General features: G+C 75.3%; 14 protein-coding genes, 1 pseudogene and 1 riboswitch. Of the genes and pseudogenes, 11 read left to right on the forward strand and 4 right to left on the reverse strand.

Translation table 11 applies throughout. The features are described from left to right. Positions 1-119 precede the first annotated feature (119 nt). Positions 120-363: riboswitch (cobalamin riboswitch) on the reverse strand. Positions 364-510: 147 nt separating this feature from the next. The 5 genes and pseudogenes from J7W19_RS27730 (at position 511) to J7W19_RS27750 (ending at position 4,567) form a co-directional block, all read left to right on the forward strand. Further along, on the forward strand, positions 511-1,083 hold the full coding sequence (locus J7W19_RS27730) for a 2'-5' RNA ligase family protein (protein ID WP_004939114.1): 573 nt from the start codon (positions 511-513) through the stop codon (positions 1,081-1,083). 377 nt (positions 1,084-1,460) lie between these two features. Next, positions 1,461-1,718, forward strand: a pseudogene (locus J7W19_RS33210) (alpha/beta fold hydrolase); the annotation flags it as partial. A gap of 34 nt (positions 1,719-1,752) precedes the next feature. After that, on the forward strand, positions 1,753-1,938 hold the full coding sequence (locus J7W19_RS27740; protein ID WP_004939109.1) for a hypothetical protein: 186 nt from the start codon (positions 1,753-1,755) through the stop codon (positions 1,936-1,938). Between the two features lie 260 nt (positions 1,939-2,198). After that, positions 2,199-3,833 (forward strand): ribosomal protection-like ABC-F family protein, encoded by a 1,635-nt coding sequence (abc-f, locus tag J7W19_RS27745; protein WP_004939106.1) that lies wholly within the window; start codon positions 2,199-2,201, stop codon positions 3,831-3,833. A gap of 164 nt (positions 3,834-3,997) precedes the next feature. After that, positions 3,998-4,567 (forward strand): CGNR zinc finger domain-containing protein, encoded by a 570-nt coding sequence (locus J7W19_RS27750; protein WP_004939103.1) that lies wholly within the window; start codon positions 3,998-4,000, stop codon positions 4,565-4,567. Here J7W19_RS27750 and J7W19_RS27755 read toward each other — a convergent pair. After that, positions 4,512-5,192: a TetR/AcrR family transcriptional regulator gene (locus tag J7W19_RS27755; RefSeq protein ID WP_004939101.1), complete on the reverse strand. Its 681-nt coding sequence runs from the start codon at positions 5,190-5,192 to the stop codon at positions 4,512-4,514. The genes J7W19_RS27750 and J7W19_RS27755 overlap by 56 nt on opposite strands. A gap of 296 nt (positions 5,193-5,488) precedes the next feature. On the opposite strand from J7W19_RS27755, the gene J7W19_RS27760 reads away from it, so the two are divergent. From J7W19_RS27760 to J7W19_RS27780, 5 genes are read left to right on the forward strand one after another with little or no spacing between them, the layout of a single operon-like run. Further along, positions 5,489-6,046, forward strand: a complete 558-nt coding sequence (locus J7W19_RS27760) for a 2Fe-2S iron-sulfur cluster-binding protein (RefSeq protein WP_004939098.1) — start codon at positions 5,489-5,491, stop codon at positions 6,044-6,046. Next, positions 6,043-7,044 (forward strand): FAD binding domain-containing protein, encoded by a 1,002-nt coding sequence (locus tag J7W19_RS27765; RefSeq protein WP_004939097.1) that lies wholly within the window; start codon positions 6,043-6,045, stop codon positions 7,042-7,044. The genes J7W19_RS27760 and J7W19_RS27765 overlap by 4 nt, the downstream gene beginning before the upstream one ends. Then, on the forward strand, positions 7,041-9,203 hold the full coding sequence (locus J7W19_RS27770; RefSeq protein ID WP_004939093.1) for a xanthine dehydrogenase family protein molybdopterin-binding subunit: 2,163 nt from the start codon (positions 7,041-7,043) through the stop codon (positions 9,201-9,203). Before J7W19_RS27765 ends, J7W19_RS27770 begins: the two co-directional genes overlap by 4 nt. After that, positions 9,187-10,308, forward strand: coding sequence for an XdhC family protein (locus J7W19_RS27775; RefSeq protein ID WP_004939090.1), 1,122 nt, complete (start codon positions 9,187-9,189; stop codon positions 10,306-10,308). The genes J7W19_RS27770 and J7W19_RS27775 overlap by 17 nt, the downstream gene beginning before the upstream one ends. A 53-nt stretch (positions 10,309-10,361) precedes the next feature. Beyond that, the gene (locus tag J7W19_RS27780; RefSeq protein WP_004939086.1) at positions 10,362-11,279 is read left to right on the forward strand and encodes an alpha/beta hydrolase; all 918 of its coding nucleotides are present in this window, start codon (positions 10,362-10,364) and stop codon (positions 11,277-11,279) included. Positions 11,280-11,304: 25 nt separating this feature from the next. Here the strand turns inward: J7W19_RS27780 and J7W19_RS27785 are convergent, their stop codons facing one another. After that, positions 11,305-11,724: a VOC family protein gene (locus J7W19_RS27785; RefSeq protein WP_004939083.1), complete on the reverse strand. Its 420-nt coding sequence runs from the start codon at positions 11,722-11,724 to the stop codon at positions 11,305-11,307. Between the two features lie 10 nt (positions 11,725-11,734). Beyond that, positions 11,735-12,172, reverse strand: a complete 438-nt coding sequence (locus J7W19_RS27790) for a helix-turn-helix transcriptional regulator (RefSeq protein WP_040887656.1) — start codon at positions 12,170-12,172, stop codon at positions 11,735-11,737. Positions 12,173-12,438: 266 nt separating this feature from the next. Here J7W19_RS27790 and J7W19_RS27795 point away from each other — a divergent pair, with 266 nt between their 5' ends. Next, positions 12,439-14,841: an ATP-binding cassette domain-containing protein gene (locus J7W19_RS27795; RefSeq protein ID WP_004939078.1), complete on the forward strand. Its 2,403-nt coding sequence runs from the start codon at positions 12,439-12,441 to the stop codon at positions 14,839-14,841. A 151-nt stretch (positions 14,842-14,992) separates the two neighbouring features. Here J7W19_RS27795 and J7W19_RS27800 read toward each other — a convergent pair whose 3' ends face one another. Beyond that, complete coding sequence (locus J7W19_RS27800) at positions 14,993-16,597, reverse strand: ABC-F family ATP-binding cassette domain-containing protein (RefSeq protein WP_004939076.1); 1,605 nt, start codon at positions 16,595-16,597, stop codon at positions 14,993-14,995. Positions 16,598-16,769: the final 172 nt, after the last annotated feature.

Here is a 16,769-nt window from a genome sequence, read left to right on the forward strand (position 1 = left end):
ACGAGAGCGCGAAGGGTGACGGACCGGGCGGGCCGAGCGCGCGCGGCACAGCGCGGTCGTCCGCCTGGTATGTACGCCGACCCGCCCTCGAGGTCACCGGGATGTCCGCGCCCGAGTGGTTCGCGCGCGGGCAGGTGGCAGGTCTTCGGACTCGCGGGCGCGCCTCGTGCCGTACGGATCCTGGCGGATGCCGTACGAGGCACCTACTGGCCGTCGCTTCCCGGGCCCCGTGCGTCGGGCCCAGTGCGTATGACGGCGGTCGTTCCCGCTCACCGCTGCGGGGCAGTCCCGGATTCCCACCGGGTTCCCTCTTGCGACGCTCCCGTCTGGCGGGCGGGGCGAACCAGCTGCGCTCGTCAGCCTAGAGGGTGCGGGGTGTGCGACGGAAGGGAGTTCGTGACGCGGAGAGTGAGGTGGGACACGTGGGACGGCCGTGAGTCAGGAGGCATGACGGGCGTCCGACTCGTGCGGACCGGGCGCCGGCCGGACCATGGAGGGGTGGATGGTGACGTGGCACTCGACGTGGCGCCGACGCCCCGGACGGCCGTGGCGTGGCTGCCGCCGCACGCCCTCCGGCCGGCGATCCAGGAGATCCGCACGGAGTACGACCCGCAGGTGCGGCGCTGGCCACCGCATGTGAACCTGCTGTTCGGCTTCGTGCCCGAGGACGACTTCCCCCGCGCCCTGCCGCTGCTCTCCGCCGCCGCGGCCGAATGCCCGGCCTTCCCGGTCCGGCCGGCGGGCGTGCGCTTCTTCCGGCACCGGCGGTACGCCACGGTGTGGCTCGACCCGGCGGCGGGCGGCGCCCTGGCCTCCTGGACGCGCCTGCACGACGAACTGACCTCCCGCTTCCCGCTGTGCCGCGGGCGCGGGGAACGCTTCGTTCCGCACCTCTCACTCGGACGCACCACGGAGCCGCGCGCCCTGGCGGCCGAGCTCGCCGCTCGGCTCGGCCCCATGCCGGCCGCGGTCGAGGAGATCGCGGTGCTCTCCCGGCGCGGGGAGGAGGAGCCCATGCGGACGCGGGCCGTGGTCACGCTGGGGGCGGGGGAGGTGCGGTGGGCGGGGGAGGTGCCGTGGTAGTCAGGGCCGGGGAATGAGCGCTGCCCGTGTCGCCCACAGGCGGTCAAATACCTTCGGCCCGCGCGAAGTTGATGATCGTCACCTGTTTGACCGGTGACGCACGCTGTGCCATAGTCGTCGGCACGCCCACACCGGGCGCAGGCACTTCGCGGCGTACGGAGGGCTCGGCGTGATCAATCGGCGTACGTTCGGCAAGGCGCTCGGCCTCGGGGCCGGCGGTGCGGCCACCGCCGCGCTGCCGGGGGTGCCGGGGGTGGCGCGGGCCGCCGCGGAGCGGCGGCCCGGTGCTCGTCGACCCGGGAGTTTCCCCCCGCTCAAGAAGGTCAGGGCCGGTCTGCTGGAGATCGGTTACGCCGAGCTGGGGCCGGCGCACGGGCCGCCGGTCGTCTGCCGCCGGGGAGCGGCGCTACGAGCCGTACGAGAAGCGGCTCGCGGCCCGGCCGCACATCGCCGTGCCGACGGTGACGCTCGACGCCGAGCACGATCCGTTCACGGCCCCGGGCGGTGGTTCCTCGTACCGCGACCGGTTCACGGGCCCGTACGACCACCGGTTCCTGAAGGGCGTCGGGCACAACCTGCCGCAGGAGGCCCCCGAAGCGTTCGCCCGAGCCGTCGTCGACGCCCAAGGACCCTGACGGCCCGTCAACACACCTGACAGGAGTGAGGAACATGACCGTGCGGGACAGTGACTCCGCAGTACGTCGCGCGCGCTTCGGCGCGTTGCCCGAGCGGATCGCGTACGAGGACATGGTCGAGGAGAAGGCGGCCTCGCCGGCCGCGCCGCCGGAGTACGGCGGTGGCGAGCCCGAGGCGCGGAGCCATCTCGGCTGCCTGGCCTGGGACCTGGCCCTCTAGAAGCGGCCTCCGCGCCGGGACTGGTACGGTGGGGAGGCCAGTGATCTTTCGCAGAGGAGACGGACATGGTGGTGGGTGACGACGACATCTCCGGGTGATACCCGGATCTGATCGGCCACCGGCAGGCGCGCTTCGGGCGGTACCGCCGTCGTGGTCATCTCGTCGTCCCCTTTCGCCTGTTCAGGCGCGGGGCGCTCGTCGTACGGCGGTTCCCTCCGCGGCGGAGCGCCCTGCCCTCCGTTCCCCACGAGGTCATCCCCATGTCCGATGTCACCGTCATCTGCTCCCGCCTCTCCTTCTCCTGGCCCGACGACACCCCGGTCTTCGACGACCTCTCCTTCACCGTCGGCGCGGGCCGCACCGGCCTGGTGGCGCCCAACGGCTCCGGCAAGAGCACCCTGCTGAGGCTGATCGCCGGCGAACTCCGCCCGACGGCCGGGTCGGTGACCGTCCACGGCACGGTCGGCTACCTCCCGCAGACCCTGCCCCTGACCGGCGAACCGACGGTGGCCGAGGTGCTCGGGGTCGACGCGGTGATCCGCGCCATCGACGCCGTCGAGTCCGGGGACGCGAGCGAGGAGCACTTCACCACCATCGGCGACGACTGGGACGTCGAGGAGCGCACCCGCGCCCAACTCGACCGGCTAGGGCTCGGCGGGCTCGCCCTCGACCGGACCCTGGGCACGCTCAGCGGCGGTCAGATCGTCAGCCTCGGCCTGGCGGCGCAGCTCCTCAAGCGGCCGGACGTGCTGCTGCTGGACGAGCCGACCAACAACCTCGACGCCGACGCCCGCCACAAGCTCTACGACGTCCTCTCCGAGTGGAACGGCAGCCTCCTGCTCGTCAGCCACGACCGGGCGCTGCTGGACCGCATGGAGCGGATCGCCGAACTCGACCGGGGCGAACTACGGCTGTACGGCGGCACCTTCACCGAGTACGAGCAGGCCGTACGCGCCGAGCGGGAGGCCGCGGAGCGGAGCGTCCGCAACGCCGAACAGGAGGTGAAGCGGGAGAAGCGCGAGATGCAGCAGGCCCGCGAGCGGGCCGAGCGGCGCGCGAGCAACGCCGCCCGCAACCTCAAGAACGCCGGCCTGCCGCGCATCTTCGCCGGCACCATGAAGCGCGGCGCCCAGGAGTCCGCCGGCCGGGCCGGCCAGACCCACGCCACCCGCGTCCACGAGGCGCAGGCCCGGCTCGACGAGGCGGGCCGCGCCCTGCGGGACGAGCAGCGGCTGGTCCTGGAACTGCCCGACACCGACGTCCCCGCCGGCCGCACGCTCATCCTGGGCGAGCGGCTGCGGGTGCGCCACGGCGGGCGCGAGCTGTTCGCCGGGGACGGCGTCGACCTCACCATCCGCGGACCCGAGCGGATCGCGCTCACCGGGCCCAACGGCGCCGGGAAGACGACGCTGCTGCGGCTGGTCTCCGGCGACCTGGCCCCGGACGGCGGGACCGTCCGGCGCGCCGACGGGCGGATCGCCTCCCTGTCGCAGCGCCTGGACCTGCTCGACCCCGACCGCACGGTCGCCGAGAACTTCGCGGCGTCCGCCCCGCACCGGTCCGAGGCGGAGCGGATGAACCTGCTCGCGCGGTTCCTGTTCCGCGGCCCCCGCGCCCACCTCCCCGTACGCGTCCTCTCCGGCGGCGAGCGGCTGCGCGCCACGCTCGCCTGCGTCCTGTGCGCCGAACCCGCCCCGCAGCTCCTGCTGCTGGACGAGCCGACGAACAACCTCGACCTGGTCGGCGTCGGGCAGCTGGAGAGCGCCCTGGCGTGCTACCGCGGGGCGTTCGTCGTGGTCAGCCATGACGAGCGGTTCCTCGAACGGATCGGTGTCGGCCGGTGGTTGCGCGTCGCCGACGGCGAGCTGACGGAGACGGGGGCGCCGGGCGCCTGAACCGGGGCCTGAGCCGGGCGCGTTCGAGCGGTGTGGCCGAGCGCCGATCCGTTCGGCTGCGCCGGGCGTCCTAGCCGAGCACCGCCGCCGATCGGCCGGGCCGGGTGCGGTCACCGGTCCGGCCGTCCTTGCGGGGGGCCGGTGTCACCCGCCAGGATGGTGACGTGAACCTGGACCACGTCTTCGTGTGCGGCAACCCGGCCCTGGACTTCGCGGCCACGCTCCGGGCGCGCCGCACGGCGCGGTTCGAGATGTTCGCGACGCCGGACCGCCTGGACGCCTGGTACGTGGAGTCCGGCCTCGTCGACACCGTCGCGCCCGCCCGGCGGGCCGACGTCGAGCGGGCGACGGCCGTCCGGGAGGCCGTCTACCGGCTGGTCACCGACCGGCGCCTCGGCGGTGGGTGCGCGGACTTCGACGACGAGGCGCTCGCCGTGGTCAACGACGCGGCGGCGAGCGCGCCCGCCGCGCCGCGGCTCACCCACTCCGGCCGCTGGACGGCGGCGACGCAGCGCGAGGCGCTGGCGGCCGTCGCCCGGCACGCGGTGGAGCTGCTGGCCGGCGCGGACGTGCCCCTGCTCAAGGAGTGCGGCAACCCCGAGTGCACCCGCGTCTACATCGACCGCTCGCGCGGCCGGCGCCGGCAGTGGTGCGGCATGGAGTCCTGCGGCAACAAGATCAAGGCCGCCGCCTACCGGGCTCGCCGGAAGACCGCCGCCGCTCCGGCGGGGTGACCGGTCGGGACGGCCGGGGCTCCTCGGCGGGCGCCCCGGGCGCGCCCGCGCGCAGGCCGTCCGTGACGAGGTCGAAGAGGCGCCGGGCGCGTTCCCCGGCGTCGGCGCGGGGGCCGATGTGCCAGAGGCCGGCGATGGCGAGGAGGAAGTCGTCGGGGGTCACCCCCGGGCGGATGGTACCGGCCTTCTCGTTGGCCTCCAGGAGGAGTTCGACGGCCTCGGTGATCGGGGCGTGGCCCCAGCGGGCCGGGGTGGCGGGGGCGCGGGTGGCCTCGCGCATCGCGTCGGCCAGGCCCGCCTTCGCCGCCGCGTACCGGGCCAGCCGGTCCAGCCACTCGCGCAGGGCCCGGTCGGGCGGCCGGGTCGCGAGGAGGTGCCGCGCGGCGTCGTGGACCTGCTGCACCTCGAAGCGGTAGACCTCCAGGATGAGCGCCTCCCGGTCGGGGAAGTTGCGGTAGAGCGTGCCCTGGCCGACGCCCGCCTTCCGGGCGATCGTGCTCAGCGCGACGGCGGGGGAGTGCGTCAACTCGGCCAGGGCCGCGGCCAGGATGCGCTCGCGGTTGCGCCGGGCGTCCGAGCGGCGGGGCGGGGGCCCGCCGTCCTGCTGTGGCACCGTCGTCCGCACGCGCTTCCTCGCCCTCTGTCCGTACCCGGCCCCCCACTTGACCCTTGCCCGCCCGACGGCCGTCGGCTAGGTTCAAGTATCCGGACAGCTGTCCGCTACGCGTCGGCCGGACAACTGTCCACGTACAGCACACTTTAGTGGCCGGGGCGGCCGTCGGAACGGTCGATGGCCCATCGGGCCGGCCACTCCCGTGATCCGTAGGCGCCGACCACCGTGCCGGAACCGCCGTGTGGCGGCCGTCGCCAGAACCAGCGCACGACAACCGTGCCGAAACCGCCGTGTCGAAAAGGGCCCCCATGACCGCACCGACGTCCAGCGTCATCACCCTGCACGTCAACGGAGAACCCCACACCCTCACCGTCGACCACCGCACCACCCTGCTCGACGCGCTGCGCGAGCGCCTCGACCTCACCGGTACCAAGAAGGGCTGCGACCACGGCCAGTGCGGCGCCTGCACCGTGCTGCTCGACGGCCGCCGCGCCGTGGCCTGCCTCCAGCTCGCCGTCGCCGCCGAGGGCCGCGCCGTCACCACGATCGAGGGCGTCGCCGACGGCGAGCGGCTGCACCCCGTCCAGCAGGCGTTCCTCGAACTCGACGGCTACCAGTGCGGATACTGCACCCCCGGGCAGATCTGCTCGGCCCTCGCCGTCCTCGACGAGCACGCGGCCGGCTGGCCCAGCGCCGCCACCGACGACGTCCGCCCCGAGGCCGGTCCGCCCGCCCTCACCGACGCCGAGATCCGGGAGCGGATGAGCGGCAACCTGTGCCGCTGCGGCGCCTATCCGACGATCGTCCGCGCCGTCGCACGGGCCGCGGAAGAACGCGCCGAGCGGTCCGGGGCGGTGGTCGCGTGAGGGAGTTCCGCTACCACCGCGCCGCCGACACGGCCGACGCGCTCGCCCTGCTCGCCGCCGACCCCGAGGCCCGGCCGCTGGGCGGCGGCACCAACCTCGTCGACCTCATGAAGACCGGCGTCGAGCGGCCCGCGCTCCTCGTCGACCTGCGCGACCTCCCCCTGGACACGATCGGGGCCACCACCGACGGGGGACTGCGCGTCGGCGCGACGGTCACCAACAGCGACCTCGCCGCCCACCCCGAAGTACGCCGCCGATACCCGGCGTTGACACAGGCCGTCCTCGCCGGCGCCTCGGGACAGCTGCGCAACATGGCGACGGTCGGCGGAAACCTGCTCCAGCGCACCCGCTGCGGCTACTTCACCGGCGGGGCCGCCGGGGCCACGGCGTGCAACAAGCGGACGCCGGGCAGCGGTTGCGCCGCCCTCACCGGCGACCACCGCAACCACGCCGTCCTCGGCGCCTCCGCGCACTGCGTCGCCGTCCACCCGTCCGACATGGCCGTCGCCCTGGCCGCCTTCGACGCGGTCGTCGCCTACGAGACCGCCGACGGGCCCGGCGAACTGCCCCTCGCCGCGTTCTACCGGCCGGTGGGCAGCACCCCGCACGAGGAGACCGCGCTGCCGCCCGGCGCACTGGTCACCGGCGTCGTCCTGCCGCCCGCGCCACCCGGCCCGTCCCGCTACCGCAAGGTGCGCGACCGCGCGTCCTACGCCTTCGCGATCGGCTCGCTCGCCGCCGCGCTCGACATCAGGGACGGCGTCGTCCGTGAGGCGCGGCTCGCCTTCGGCGCGGTCGCCTCCCACCCCTGGCGGGCCCGCCGGGCGGAACAGGCCCTGACCGGGGCCCCGGCCGACGCCACCGCGTTCGCCGCGGCGGCCGACGCCGAACTCGCCGGCGCCCGGCCCCTCCCGCACAACGGCCACAAACTGCCGCTGCTGCGCCACCTGACCGTCCGCACCCTGACCGAACTCGCCGAGGAGGCGGCCGGCCGATGACCACGGCGACGAACACCCCCACCTCCCGCCCGGCGCCCGCCGTGGGCGCCTCGCACCTCCGCGTCGAAGGGCGCGACAAGGTCACCGGCGCCGCCCGCTACGCCGCCGACCACCCCGCCGACGGGCTCGCCCACGGCTGGATCGTGCTCTCCACCGTGGCCCGCGGGCGCATCCGGTCCGTCGACGACGCCCCCGTCCTGGCGCTGCCCGGCGTCCTCGCCGTCCTGCACCACGGCAACGCGCCGCGCCTGAAAGAGGACTTCGTCGGCACCTTCGGACCCGACGCCACCACGCGGATCCTCCAGCACGACCGGGTGCCGCACATGGGCTGGCCCGTCGCCTGCGTCGTCGCCGAGACGCCCGAGCAGGCCAGGGAGGCCGCCGAGGCGCTCACCGTCGGCTACGACACCGAGCCGCACGACGTACGCCTCCGCCCGGACCACCCCGGCAGCTACCCGCCCGAGGCCACGGCCATGGGACCGGGCAGCACCGACAAGGGCGACGTGGCGGCCGAACTCACCGCGTCCGACGCGGTGGTGGACGCCTGGTACACCACCCCCGAGGAGCACCACAACCCGATGGAGCCGCACGCGGCCATGGCTCGCTGGGACGACGGGCGGCTGGAGGTCGTCGACTCCACCCAGGGCGCCTATGCGACCGCCCGGGACCTCGCGCAGCTCCTCGGGCTCGACCCGGACGTGGTGCGGCTGCGGTCCGAGCACGTGGGCGGCGGGTTCGGCAGCAAGGCGCAGGCCCGCCCGCACGTCGTCCTCGCGGCCATGGCGGCGACCGTGCTCGGCCGCCCGGTCCGGATCGCGCTCACCCGGCAGCAGATGTTCTCGCTGATCGGCCACCGCAGCGCCACCGTCCAGCACGTCCGGCTGGGCGCCGGCCCGGACGGCCGGCTGCGCGCCCTGGAGCACACGGCGCTCAGCGCCACGTCCACCGTGCGCGAGTTCGTCGAGCCGAGCGCCGCGTACGGGCGGTCCATGTACGACGCGAGCGGCCACCGCACCGTCCACCGGGTGCTGCCCCTGGACGTCCCGACACCCACGTACATGCGGGCACCCGGCGAGGCCCCCGGCTCGTTCGCGCTGGAGTGCGCGCTCGACGAACTGGCCGAGCGCTGCGGCCTGGACCCGCTCGTGCTGCGCGCCCGCAACGAGCCCGCCGCCGGGCCCGTCTCCGGACTGCCCTTCGCCGGGCGGCGGCTGACCGACTGCTTCACCGAGGGCGCCCGCCGGTTCGGCTGGGCCGGGCGCGACCCGCGGCCGGGCGTCCGCCGCGACGGCCGCTGGCTCGTCGGCACCGGCACCGCCGCGTCGTCCTTCTTCACCGGCGCCTTCCCGGCGACCGCCACCGCGACGGCGCACCCCGACGGCACCTTCACCGTCCGCATCGCCGCCGCCGACATCGGCACCGGCGCCCGCACCGCCCTCACCCAACTCGCCGCCGACGCCCTGGAGGTGGCGCCGGACCGGGTCCGCGTCCTGATCGCCGACAGCGACTTCGGCGACGCGTGGGTGGCCGGCGGCTCCATGGGCACCCGCTCCTGGGGCTGGGCCGTCCGGCTCGCGGCGGCCGACCTGCGCGAACGCCTCACGCCCGGCGCCGACATCCCGGCCGGCGGGCTCACCGTCCGGGCCAGTACGGAGGAGGCGGTGCGGGCCCTCGCCGCGTACGAACGGCACGCGTACGGCGCCCAGTTCGCCGAGGTCGCCGTCGATCCGGGCACCGGCGAGGTCCGCGTCCGCCGGATGCTCGGCGTGTTCGCCGCGGGCCGCATCGTCAACCCGCTGACCGCCCGCAACCAGCTCACCGGCGGCATGGTCTGGGGCCTGTCGATGGCCCTGCACGAGGAGGCCGTCCGCGACACCGCCTCGGGCGGCCTCGTCAACGCGGACCTGGCCGGCTACCACGTCGCGGCCCACGCGGACGTCCCCGCCATCGAGGTGCACTGGCTGGACGACCCGGACCCCGACGACCCGGTCGGCATCAAGGGCATCGGCGAGATCGGCACGGTCGGCTCCGCGGCGGCCGTCGCCAACGCCGTCTGGCACGCGACCGGCGTCCGCCACCGCGACCTGCCGATCCGCCCCGACCGCGTCCTGACCGGCGCCGCCGCGCCCGTGGAGGGGGACCGTGCTGGACATCGCTGACGACCTGTCCGTCTGGGCCGCCGAGGGCCGCGGCTTCGCCGTCGCCACCGTCGTCTCCGTCACCGGCAGCGCCCCGCGCGGCCCCGGCGCCGCCCTGGCCGTCGACGACGGGGGCCGGGCCGTCGGCTCCGTCTCCGGGGGGTGCGTCGAGGCGGCGGTGTACGACCTGTGCGTCCAGGCGCTGCGGGACGGGACGGCGCTGCGGGAGCGGTTCGGATACAGCGACGACGACGCGTTCGCCGTCGGCCTGACCTGCGGCGGCACCCTGGAGGTGCTGGTCGTCCCGTATCCGGCGGCCGCCCCGGCGCGCGCCGTCCTCGGCCGCGCCCTGACGGCCGCCGCCCGCGGCGAGGCGGTGGCCCTGGCCCGCGTCGTCCGGGGCCCGGCCGGGCTCGCGGCCGGGGCGCTGCTCGTCCGCCCCGACGGCACGTCCGAGGGCGGCCTCGGCGGCCCGCCGGAGCTCGACCGCGCCGCCGCGGCCCAGGCGCACGCCCTGCTCGGCGCGGGCCGCACCGGCACCGTCGAACTGGCCGCCGACGGCACGCTCTGCCCCGGCGGCGACCTGACGCTCCTCGTCGAGTCCGGCCTCGCACCGCCGCGGCTGATCGTCTTCGGCGCGGTCGACTTCACTGCGGCGCTCGTCCGCGTCGGCAAGTTCCTCGGGTACCACGTCACCGTCTGCGACGCCCGTCCCGTCTTCGCCACGGCGGCCCGCTTCCCCGAGGCCGACGAGGTCGTGGTCGACTGGCCGCACCGCTACCTCCGCCGCACGCCCACCGACGGCCGCACGGCGCTGTGCGTCCTCACCCACGACGCCAAGTTCGACGTCCCGCTCCTCCGGGTCGCCCTCCGGCTGCCGGTCGCGTTCGTCGGGGCGATGGGCTCGCCCCGCACCCACGCCGACCGCGTCGGGCGCCTCCGCGAAGCGGGCGTCACCGAGCGGGAGTTGTCCCGCCTCCGCGCCCCCATCGGGCTCGACCTGGGTGGGCGCACCCCGGAGGAGACGGCGCTGTCCATCGCCGCCGAGATCATCGCGGCCCGGCACGGCGCCACCGGCCTGCCGCTGACGGGGAGGACCACGGCGATCCACGGGGTGGGGGTGTGAGGGCCGACGCCAGCGTACGACCAGGCCGAGACCCCGAGTGACGAGGAGGGCGCGTGCGGTTCGCGCTGGAGGCACTGTTCGCCGAGGTACCCGCGGAACAGGTCGCGGAAGCCCGTGCGTTCTACCGGACGCGGCCGGCCGGCCGCGGCCCCGCCTCGTGGGAGGAGCTCCGGGAGGTGCGGGCGAAGCGGCCGGCTCCGCGCGCCGCCGAACCGCCCGCCGTCGAGGAGACGGCCGAGGCCGCCGGGGTGTGCGTCCCCGTCCGGATCCTCATGCCGTCCGGCGGTCCGCCCCGTGGCGTCTACCTGGACATCCACGGCGGCGGCTTCTACATGGACTCGGCGGCGCACGGCGACGTGCGCAACCGCGAGCTCGCGGACGCCCTGGGCGTCGCCGTCGTCAGCGTCGACTACCGGCTGGCCCCCGAACACCCCTGGCCGGCGGCGCCCGACGACTGCGAGGCGGCGGCGCTCTGGCTCCTCGGGGAAGCCGGCGCCCGCTTCGGAACGTCCCGGCCGGCGATCGGCGGGACCTCCGCCGGGGCGACCCTCGCCCTGACCACCCTGCTGCGGCTGCGGGACCGGGGCGCCGCCGACCGGTTCACCGGCGCCGCGCTCCGGTTCGGCACCTACGACCTGAGCGCGCGGACCCCGGCCGGCCGCCGCATCGCGGACGAGTACTTCCTCCGGGCGTACGCCGGACACGTGGCGGACCGCACCGTCCCCGACCTCTCCCCGCTCTACGGCGACCTCGGCGGGCTGCCCCCGACGCTGCTGGTCGTCGGCGCCGAGGACGTGCTGCTGGAGGACAACCTGGCGCTGGCGGCCCGGCTGTCGGCGGCCGGCAACGACGTCGACCTCCGCGTGTATCCGGAGGCACCCCACGGCTTCACGGCCCACCCCACGGCCCTTGCCGCGACGGCGCTCGACGACATCGCGTCCTGGCTGCGGGACCGCATCACAGGGCCGTAGGGCGGGCGCCCGCCCCCGCCCGTCCTCAGCGGTCCTTCCGCGGCTGGGTGAAGCGCAGCATGTTGCCCGCCGGGTCGCGGAAGGCGCAGTCGCGGACGCCGTAGGGCTGGTCGATGGGCTCCTGGAGGACCTCGGCGCCGGTGGCGCGGATGCGCTCGAAGGTGGTGTCGCAGTCGTCGGTGGAGAAGATCACGCCGCGCAGCATGCCCTTGGCCATGAGTTCCGCCATGGCCTGCCGGTCGGCGGGGGAGGCGTTGGGGTTGGCGGCCGGCGGTTCCAGGACGATCTCCACGTCCGGCTGCGCGGGTGACCCGACGGTCACCCAGCGCATCCCCTCGAAGCCGACGTCGTTGCGGACCTCCAGTCCGAGGGCGTCGCGGTAGAAGGCGAGGGCCTTGTCGTGGTCGTCGACGGCGATGAAGCACTGGGAAAGCTTGATGTCCATGCCTCCGACGCTACGAGGCCGCGGCGGATCGCGCTTCTCCGATCCTGACCGGTTCGCCGTGCCGGAGCGGCCGGGTGAGGATCTTGGCGACGCACGCCGGTATCGCGGCGCCCGCCTCGTGGTTCCGCGCCCGGTACGCGCTCGGGCTCTCGCCGACCAGCTCGGTGAAGCGGGAGCTGAACGACCCCAGCGAGGTGCAGCCCACCGCGAAGCAGACCTCCGTCACGCTCAGGTCGCCCCGCCGCAGCAGCGCCTTCGCCCGCTCGACGCGGCGGGTCATCAGGTAGCCGTACGGCGTCTCGCCGAACGCGGCGCGGAAGCTGCGGGAGAAGTGGCCGGGCGACATGAGGGCGACGGCGGCCAGCGCCGGGACGTCCAGGGGCCGCGCGTAGTCGCGGTCCATCGTGTCGCGTGCGCGGCGCAGCCGCGCCAGGTCCTCCAGGGTCACGCCGTCCAGGATGGCACGGGGGTCGGACACCGGGCGCCGCCGCCGGGAGGCGGGGGTAGGGTCGGTGCCTCCGCCGGGAAATACGGGGGCACGCTGCGGGCTCCGAAGGTACGGTGTGGGGCTTCGGCCGGGGCCCGGCCGGCCGCCGGTGCCGTCGCGGCCCGCCGCGCGCCCGCCCTCCCGCGCCCCCTGCCCGTACCCACGACGTCCGCCCCGCCGCGTCCGCCGTCCCGCGCGGACGGCCCCGCCCCACGGATGGAGAAACGATGAGCAAGGCCACGAGCACGACCCCGCCCGCGCCCGCCTCCTCCCCGCACGTCGCCGACGTCCACGACCTGATCCGGGTGCACGGCGCACGCGAGAACAACCTCAAGGACGTCGCCGTCGAGATCCCCAAGCGCCGGCTGACGGTGTTCACCGGCGTCTCCGGCTCGGGCAAGAGCTCGCTGGTCTTCGACACGATCGCCGCCGAGTCGCAGCGGCTGATCAACGAGACCTACAGCGCCTTCGTCCAGGGCTTCATGCCGACCCTGGCCCGGCCCGAGGTGGACGTCCTGGAGGGGCTGACCACCGCGATCATCGTCGACCAGCAGCCGATGGGCGCCGACCCGCGCTCCACGGTGGGCACCGCCACCGACGTCAACGCGATGCTGCGGATCCTCTTCAGCCGGCTCGGCCGGCCGTACGTCGGCCCGCCCGGCGCGTTCGCCTTCAACACCCCCTCCGTCCGGGCGAGCGGCGCGATCACCGTCGACCGGGGCACGAAGAAGGCCGAGAAGGTGACCTTCTCCCGCACCGGCGGCATGTGCCCGCGCTGCGAGGGCCGCGGGAACGTCACCGACCTGGACCTTTCCCAGCTCCTCGACGACTCCAAGTCCCTCGCGGAGGGGGCGCTCACCGTCCCCGGCTACAAGGCGGGCGGCTGGAACCACCGCCTCTACACCGAGTCCGGGCTCTACGACCCGGACAAGCCGGTCCGCGAGTTCACCGAGAAGGAGCGGTACGACCTGCTGCACCGCGAACCGACCAGGATGAAGATCGCGGGCATCAACATGACCTACGAGGGCCTCCTCCCGCGCATCAGGAAGTCGATGCTGGCCAAGGACCGGGAGGCGATGCAGCCGCACATCCGGGAGTTCGTGGACCGGGCCGTCACCTTCACCACCTGCCCGGACTGCGACGGCACCCGGCTGAACGAGGCGGCACGGTCCGCCAAGATCCGGGGCATCGGCATCGCCGACGCCTGCGCGATGCAGGTCAGCGACCTGGCCGACTGGGTACGCGGCCTCGACGAGCCCTCGGTGGCGCCGCTGCTCGGCAAACTCGCCCACAGCCTCGACTCGTTCGTGGAGATCGGCCTGGGCTACCTCTCCCTGGACCGGCCGGCCGGCACGCTGTCCGGCGGCGAGGCGCAGCGCGTCAAGATGGTCCGCCACCTCGGCTCGTCCCTCACCGACGTCACCTACGTCTTCGACGAGCCGACCATCGGCCTGCACCCGCACGACATCGCCCGGATGAACGGCCTGCTGCTGCGGCTGCGCGACAAGGGCAACACGGTGCTGGTGGTGGAGCACAAGCCGGAGGTGATCGCGATCGCCGACCACGTCGTCGACCTCGGCCCCGGCGCCGGCGGCGCGGGCGGCACGATCTGCTTCGAGGGGACGGTGGAAGGGCTGCGGGCCGCCGGCACCCTCACCGGCCGGCACCTCGACGACCGGGTCGGCCTGAAGAAGACCGTGCGCGAGCCCACCGGCACCCTGCCCGTCCGCGGCGCGACGGCCCACAACCTGCGCGGCGTCGACGTCGACATCCCGCTCGGGGTGCTGGTCGCCGTCACCGGCGTCGCGGGATCGGGCAAGAGCTCGCTGGTGCACGGCTCGATCCCGGCGGGCGCGGGCTTCGTCTCCGTCGACCAGGCCCCGATCCGCGGCTCCCGGCGGAGCAACCCGGCGACGTACACCGGGCTGCTCGACCCGATCCGCAAGGCGTTCGCCAAGGCCAACGGCGTCAAACCGGCGCTGTTCAGCGCCAATTCGGAGGGCGCCTGCCCCGCCTGCGGCGGCGCCGGGGTCGTCTTCACCGACCTGGCGATGATGGCCGGCACCGCCGCCACCTGCGAGGACTGCGAGGGCAAGCGGTTCGACGCGTCCGTGCTGGAGTACCGCCTCGGCGGCCGGGACATCAGCGAGGTGCTGGCCATGCCGGTGTCCGAGGCCGAGGAGTTCTTCGCCGCCGGCGAGGCCCGCACCCCGGCCGCCCACCGGATCCTGCGCCGCCTCGCCGACGTCGGCCTCGGCTACCTCACCCTCGGCCAGCCGCTCACCACGCTCTCCGGCGGCGAGCGGCAGCGGCTGAAACTCGCCACGCACCTGGCGGAGAAGGGCGGCGGCCCGTCCGTGTACGTCCTCGACGAGCCGACCGCCGGCCTCCACCTCGCCGACGTCGAGCAGCTCCTCGCCCTGCTCGACCGGCTCGTCGACTCCGGCGCGTCCGTCATCGTCGTCGAACACCACCAGGCCGTCATGGCCCACGCCGACTGGATCATCGACCTGGGCCCCGGCGCGGGCCACGACGGCGGCCGGATCGTCTTCGAGGGCACCCCCGCCGACCTCGTCGCCGCCCGTTCGACGCTGACGGGGGAGCACCTGGCGGAGTACGTGGGGTCCTGACGGGCGCGGACGGCCGGGAAGGCCGGGCCCGCGCCGGGGGCCCGGGCCGCCGGGGAGACCGGCCCTCAGGGAGCCCGGCCCTCAGGGAGACCGGGCCTCCCGGAGAGCCGGACCCTCGTGCGGGAAAACCGACCCTCAGGCCCCCGGACCCTCACGACAGGGCGACCAGCTCCCGGTACTCCTCGCTCCACAGGTCCTCGTCCGCGTCCGGCAGCAGCAGGACACGGTCGGGGCGGAGGGCGTCGACGGCGCCCTCGTCGTGGGTGACCATGACGACTGCCCCCGGGTAGGAGCCGACCGCGGCCAGGACCTCGTCGCGGGAGGCGGGGTCGAGGTTGTTGGTCGGCTCGTCCAGCAGCAGCACATTGGCGCCGGAGTGGACCAGCCCGGCCAGCGCCAGGCGGGTCTTCTCCCCGCCGGACAGCACCCCGACGGGCTTCTCGGCGTCGTCCCCGGTGAACAGGAACGCGCCCAGGACGCCCCGGAGTTCGCCGTCCGTCAGGTGCGGCGCGGCGGACGCGAGGTGCCGGCGGACCGTGCGGGCGGGGTCGAGGGTGTCGTGCTCCTGGGCGAAGTAGCCCAGCCGCAGCCCGTGTCCGCGCACCACCCGGCCCGCGTCGGGCGCCACCTCGCCGGCCAGGACGCGCAGCAGCGTCGTCTTGCCCGCGCCGTTGGGCCCGAGCACCACCAGCCGGCTGCCCCGGTCCACGGCGAGGTCCACCCCGCCGAGGACGGGCCGCCCGGCGTACGACTTGGCCAGGCCGACCGCGCCGAGCGGCACCCGGCCGCACGGCTCCGGCTCGGGCAGCCGGATCCGGGCGGTCTTCTCCGTCCGCCGCACCGGTTCCAGCCCGGCGAGCATGCGGTCGGCCCGCCGGCTCATGCTCCGGGCGGTCACGGCGGTGGCGGACCTGGCCTTCATCCGGTCCGCCTGCGCGTGCAGGGCGGCGGCCTTCCGCTCGGCGTTCGCCCGCTCCCGGGTACGGCGCCGCTCGTCGGCCGCCCGCTGCGCCAGGTACGTGGTCCAGCCGGTGTTGTGGACGTCGATCGTCGCCCGGCCGGGGTCGAGGTGGAACACGCGGTTGACGACGGCGTCCAGCAGCCGCGTGTCATGGCTGATCAGCACGAGGCCGCCCTGGTGGTTCCGGAGGAAGTCGCGCAGCCAGGAGGCGGAGTCGGCGTCGAGGTGGTTGGTCGGCTCGTCGAGCAGCAGGACGCCGTCGTGGCCGGCGAACAGGATCCGGGCCAGCTCGACCCGGCGCCGCTGCCCGCCCGACAGGGTGCCGACCGGCCGGCCCAGCACCTCGTCGGGCAGGCCGAGCCCGGCGGCCACCCGGGCCACCTCCGCCTCGGCCGCGTACCCGCCGCCGGTCTGGAAGGCGGCCTCGGCACGGGCGTACGCCCGCATCGCCCGGTCCAGCGCGGCCGGCCCGGAGGCAGCGGCCAGCCCGGCCTCCGCGCGCCGCAGCGCGTCCAGAGCGCGGTCGAGGCCGCGCGCGGAGAGGATCCGGTCGGTGACGGTCACGTCGGGGTCGGCGGCCCGGGAGTCCTGGGCGAGGAAGCCGACCGGCCCGGTGGCCACCACGCTCCCGGCGGCGGGCCGCGCCCGGCCCGCCAGGACGGTCATCAGGGTGGTCTTCCCCGCGCCGTTGCGGCCGACCAGGCCGACGCGGTCGCCGGGGGAGACGGTGAAGGAGATGTCGGACAGCAGCAGCCGCGCGGCCGCGCGCAGCTCGACACCGCGAACGGTAAGCATGAGGTAACGCTCCGAATAAGCTCAAGGACACACTTCTGGCGTGGAAGCGGGTCCTGAGCTAGGAGATTCGGGGCGTCGACATGCGATAAACGATAACCGGCGGGCCGGTGGCGGCGCATCTCCTTTTGCCGCCCGCGGCTCAGCCCCTCGCCCGGCCCCCGCGCTCGAGGCT

Origin of the sequence: Streptomyces mobaraensis NBRC 13819 = DSM 40847 (genome assembly GCF_017916255.1) — a bacterium.
In the GTDB taxonomy this organism is placed as follows: domain Bacteria; phylum Actinomycetota; class Actinomycetes; order Streptomycetales; family Streptomycetaceae; genus Streptomyces; species Streptomyces mobaraensis.

Bases quoted from the DNA above. Each gene is read 5' to 3' on its own strand.
- J7W19_RS27785 (WP_004939083.1), bottom strand. From the start codon at position 11,724: ATGGACATCAAGCTTTCCCAGTGCTTCATCGCCGTCGACGACCACGAC.
- J7W19_RS27760 (WP_004939098.1), top strand. From the start codon at position 5,489: ATGACCGCACCGACGTCCAGCGTCATCACCCTGCACGTCAACGGAGAA.
- J7W19_RS27740 (WP_004939109.1), top strand. From the start codon at position 1,753: ATGACCGTGCGGGACAGTGACTCCGCAGTACGTCGCGCGCGCTTCGGC.
- J7W19_RS27770 (WP_004939093.1), top strand. From the start codon at position 7,041: ATGACCACGGCGACGAACACCCCCACCTCCCGCCCGGCGCCCGCCGTG.
- abc-f (WP_004939106.1), top strand. From the start codon at position 2,199: ATGTCCGATGTCACCGTCATCTGCTCCCGCCTCTCCTTCTCCTGGCCC.
- J7W19_RS27795 (WP_004939078.1), top strand. From the start codon at position 12,439: ATGAGCAAGGCCACGAGCACGACCCCGCCCGCGCCCGCCTCCTCCCCG.
- J7W19_RS27800 (WP_004939076.1), bottom strand. From the start codon at position 16,597: ATGCTTACCGTTCGCGGTGTCGAGCTGCGCGCGGCCGCGCGGCTGCTG.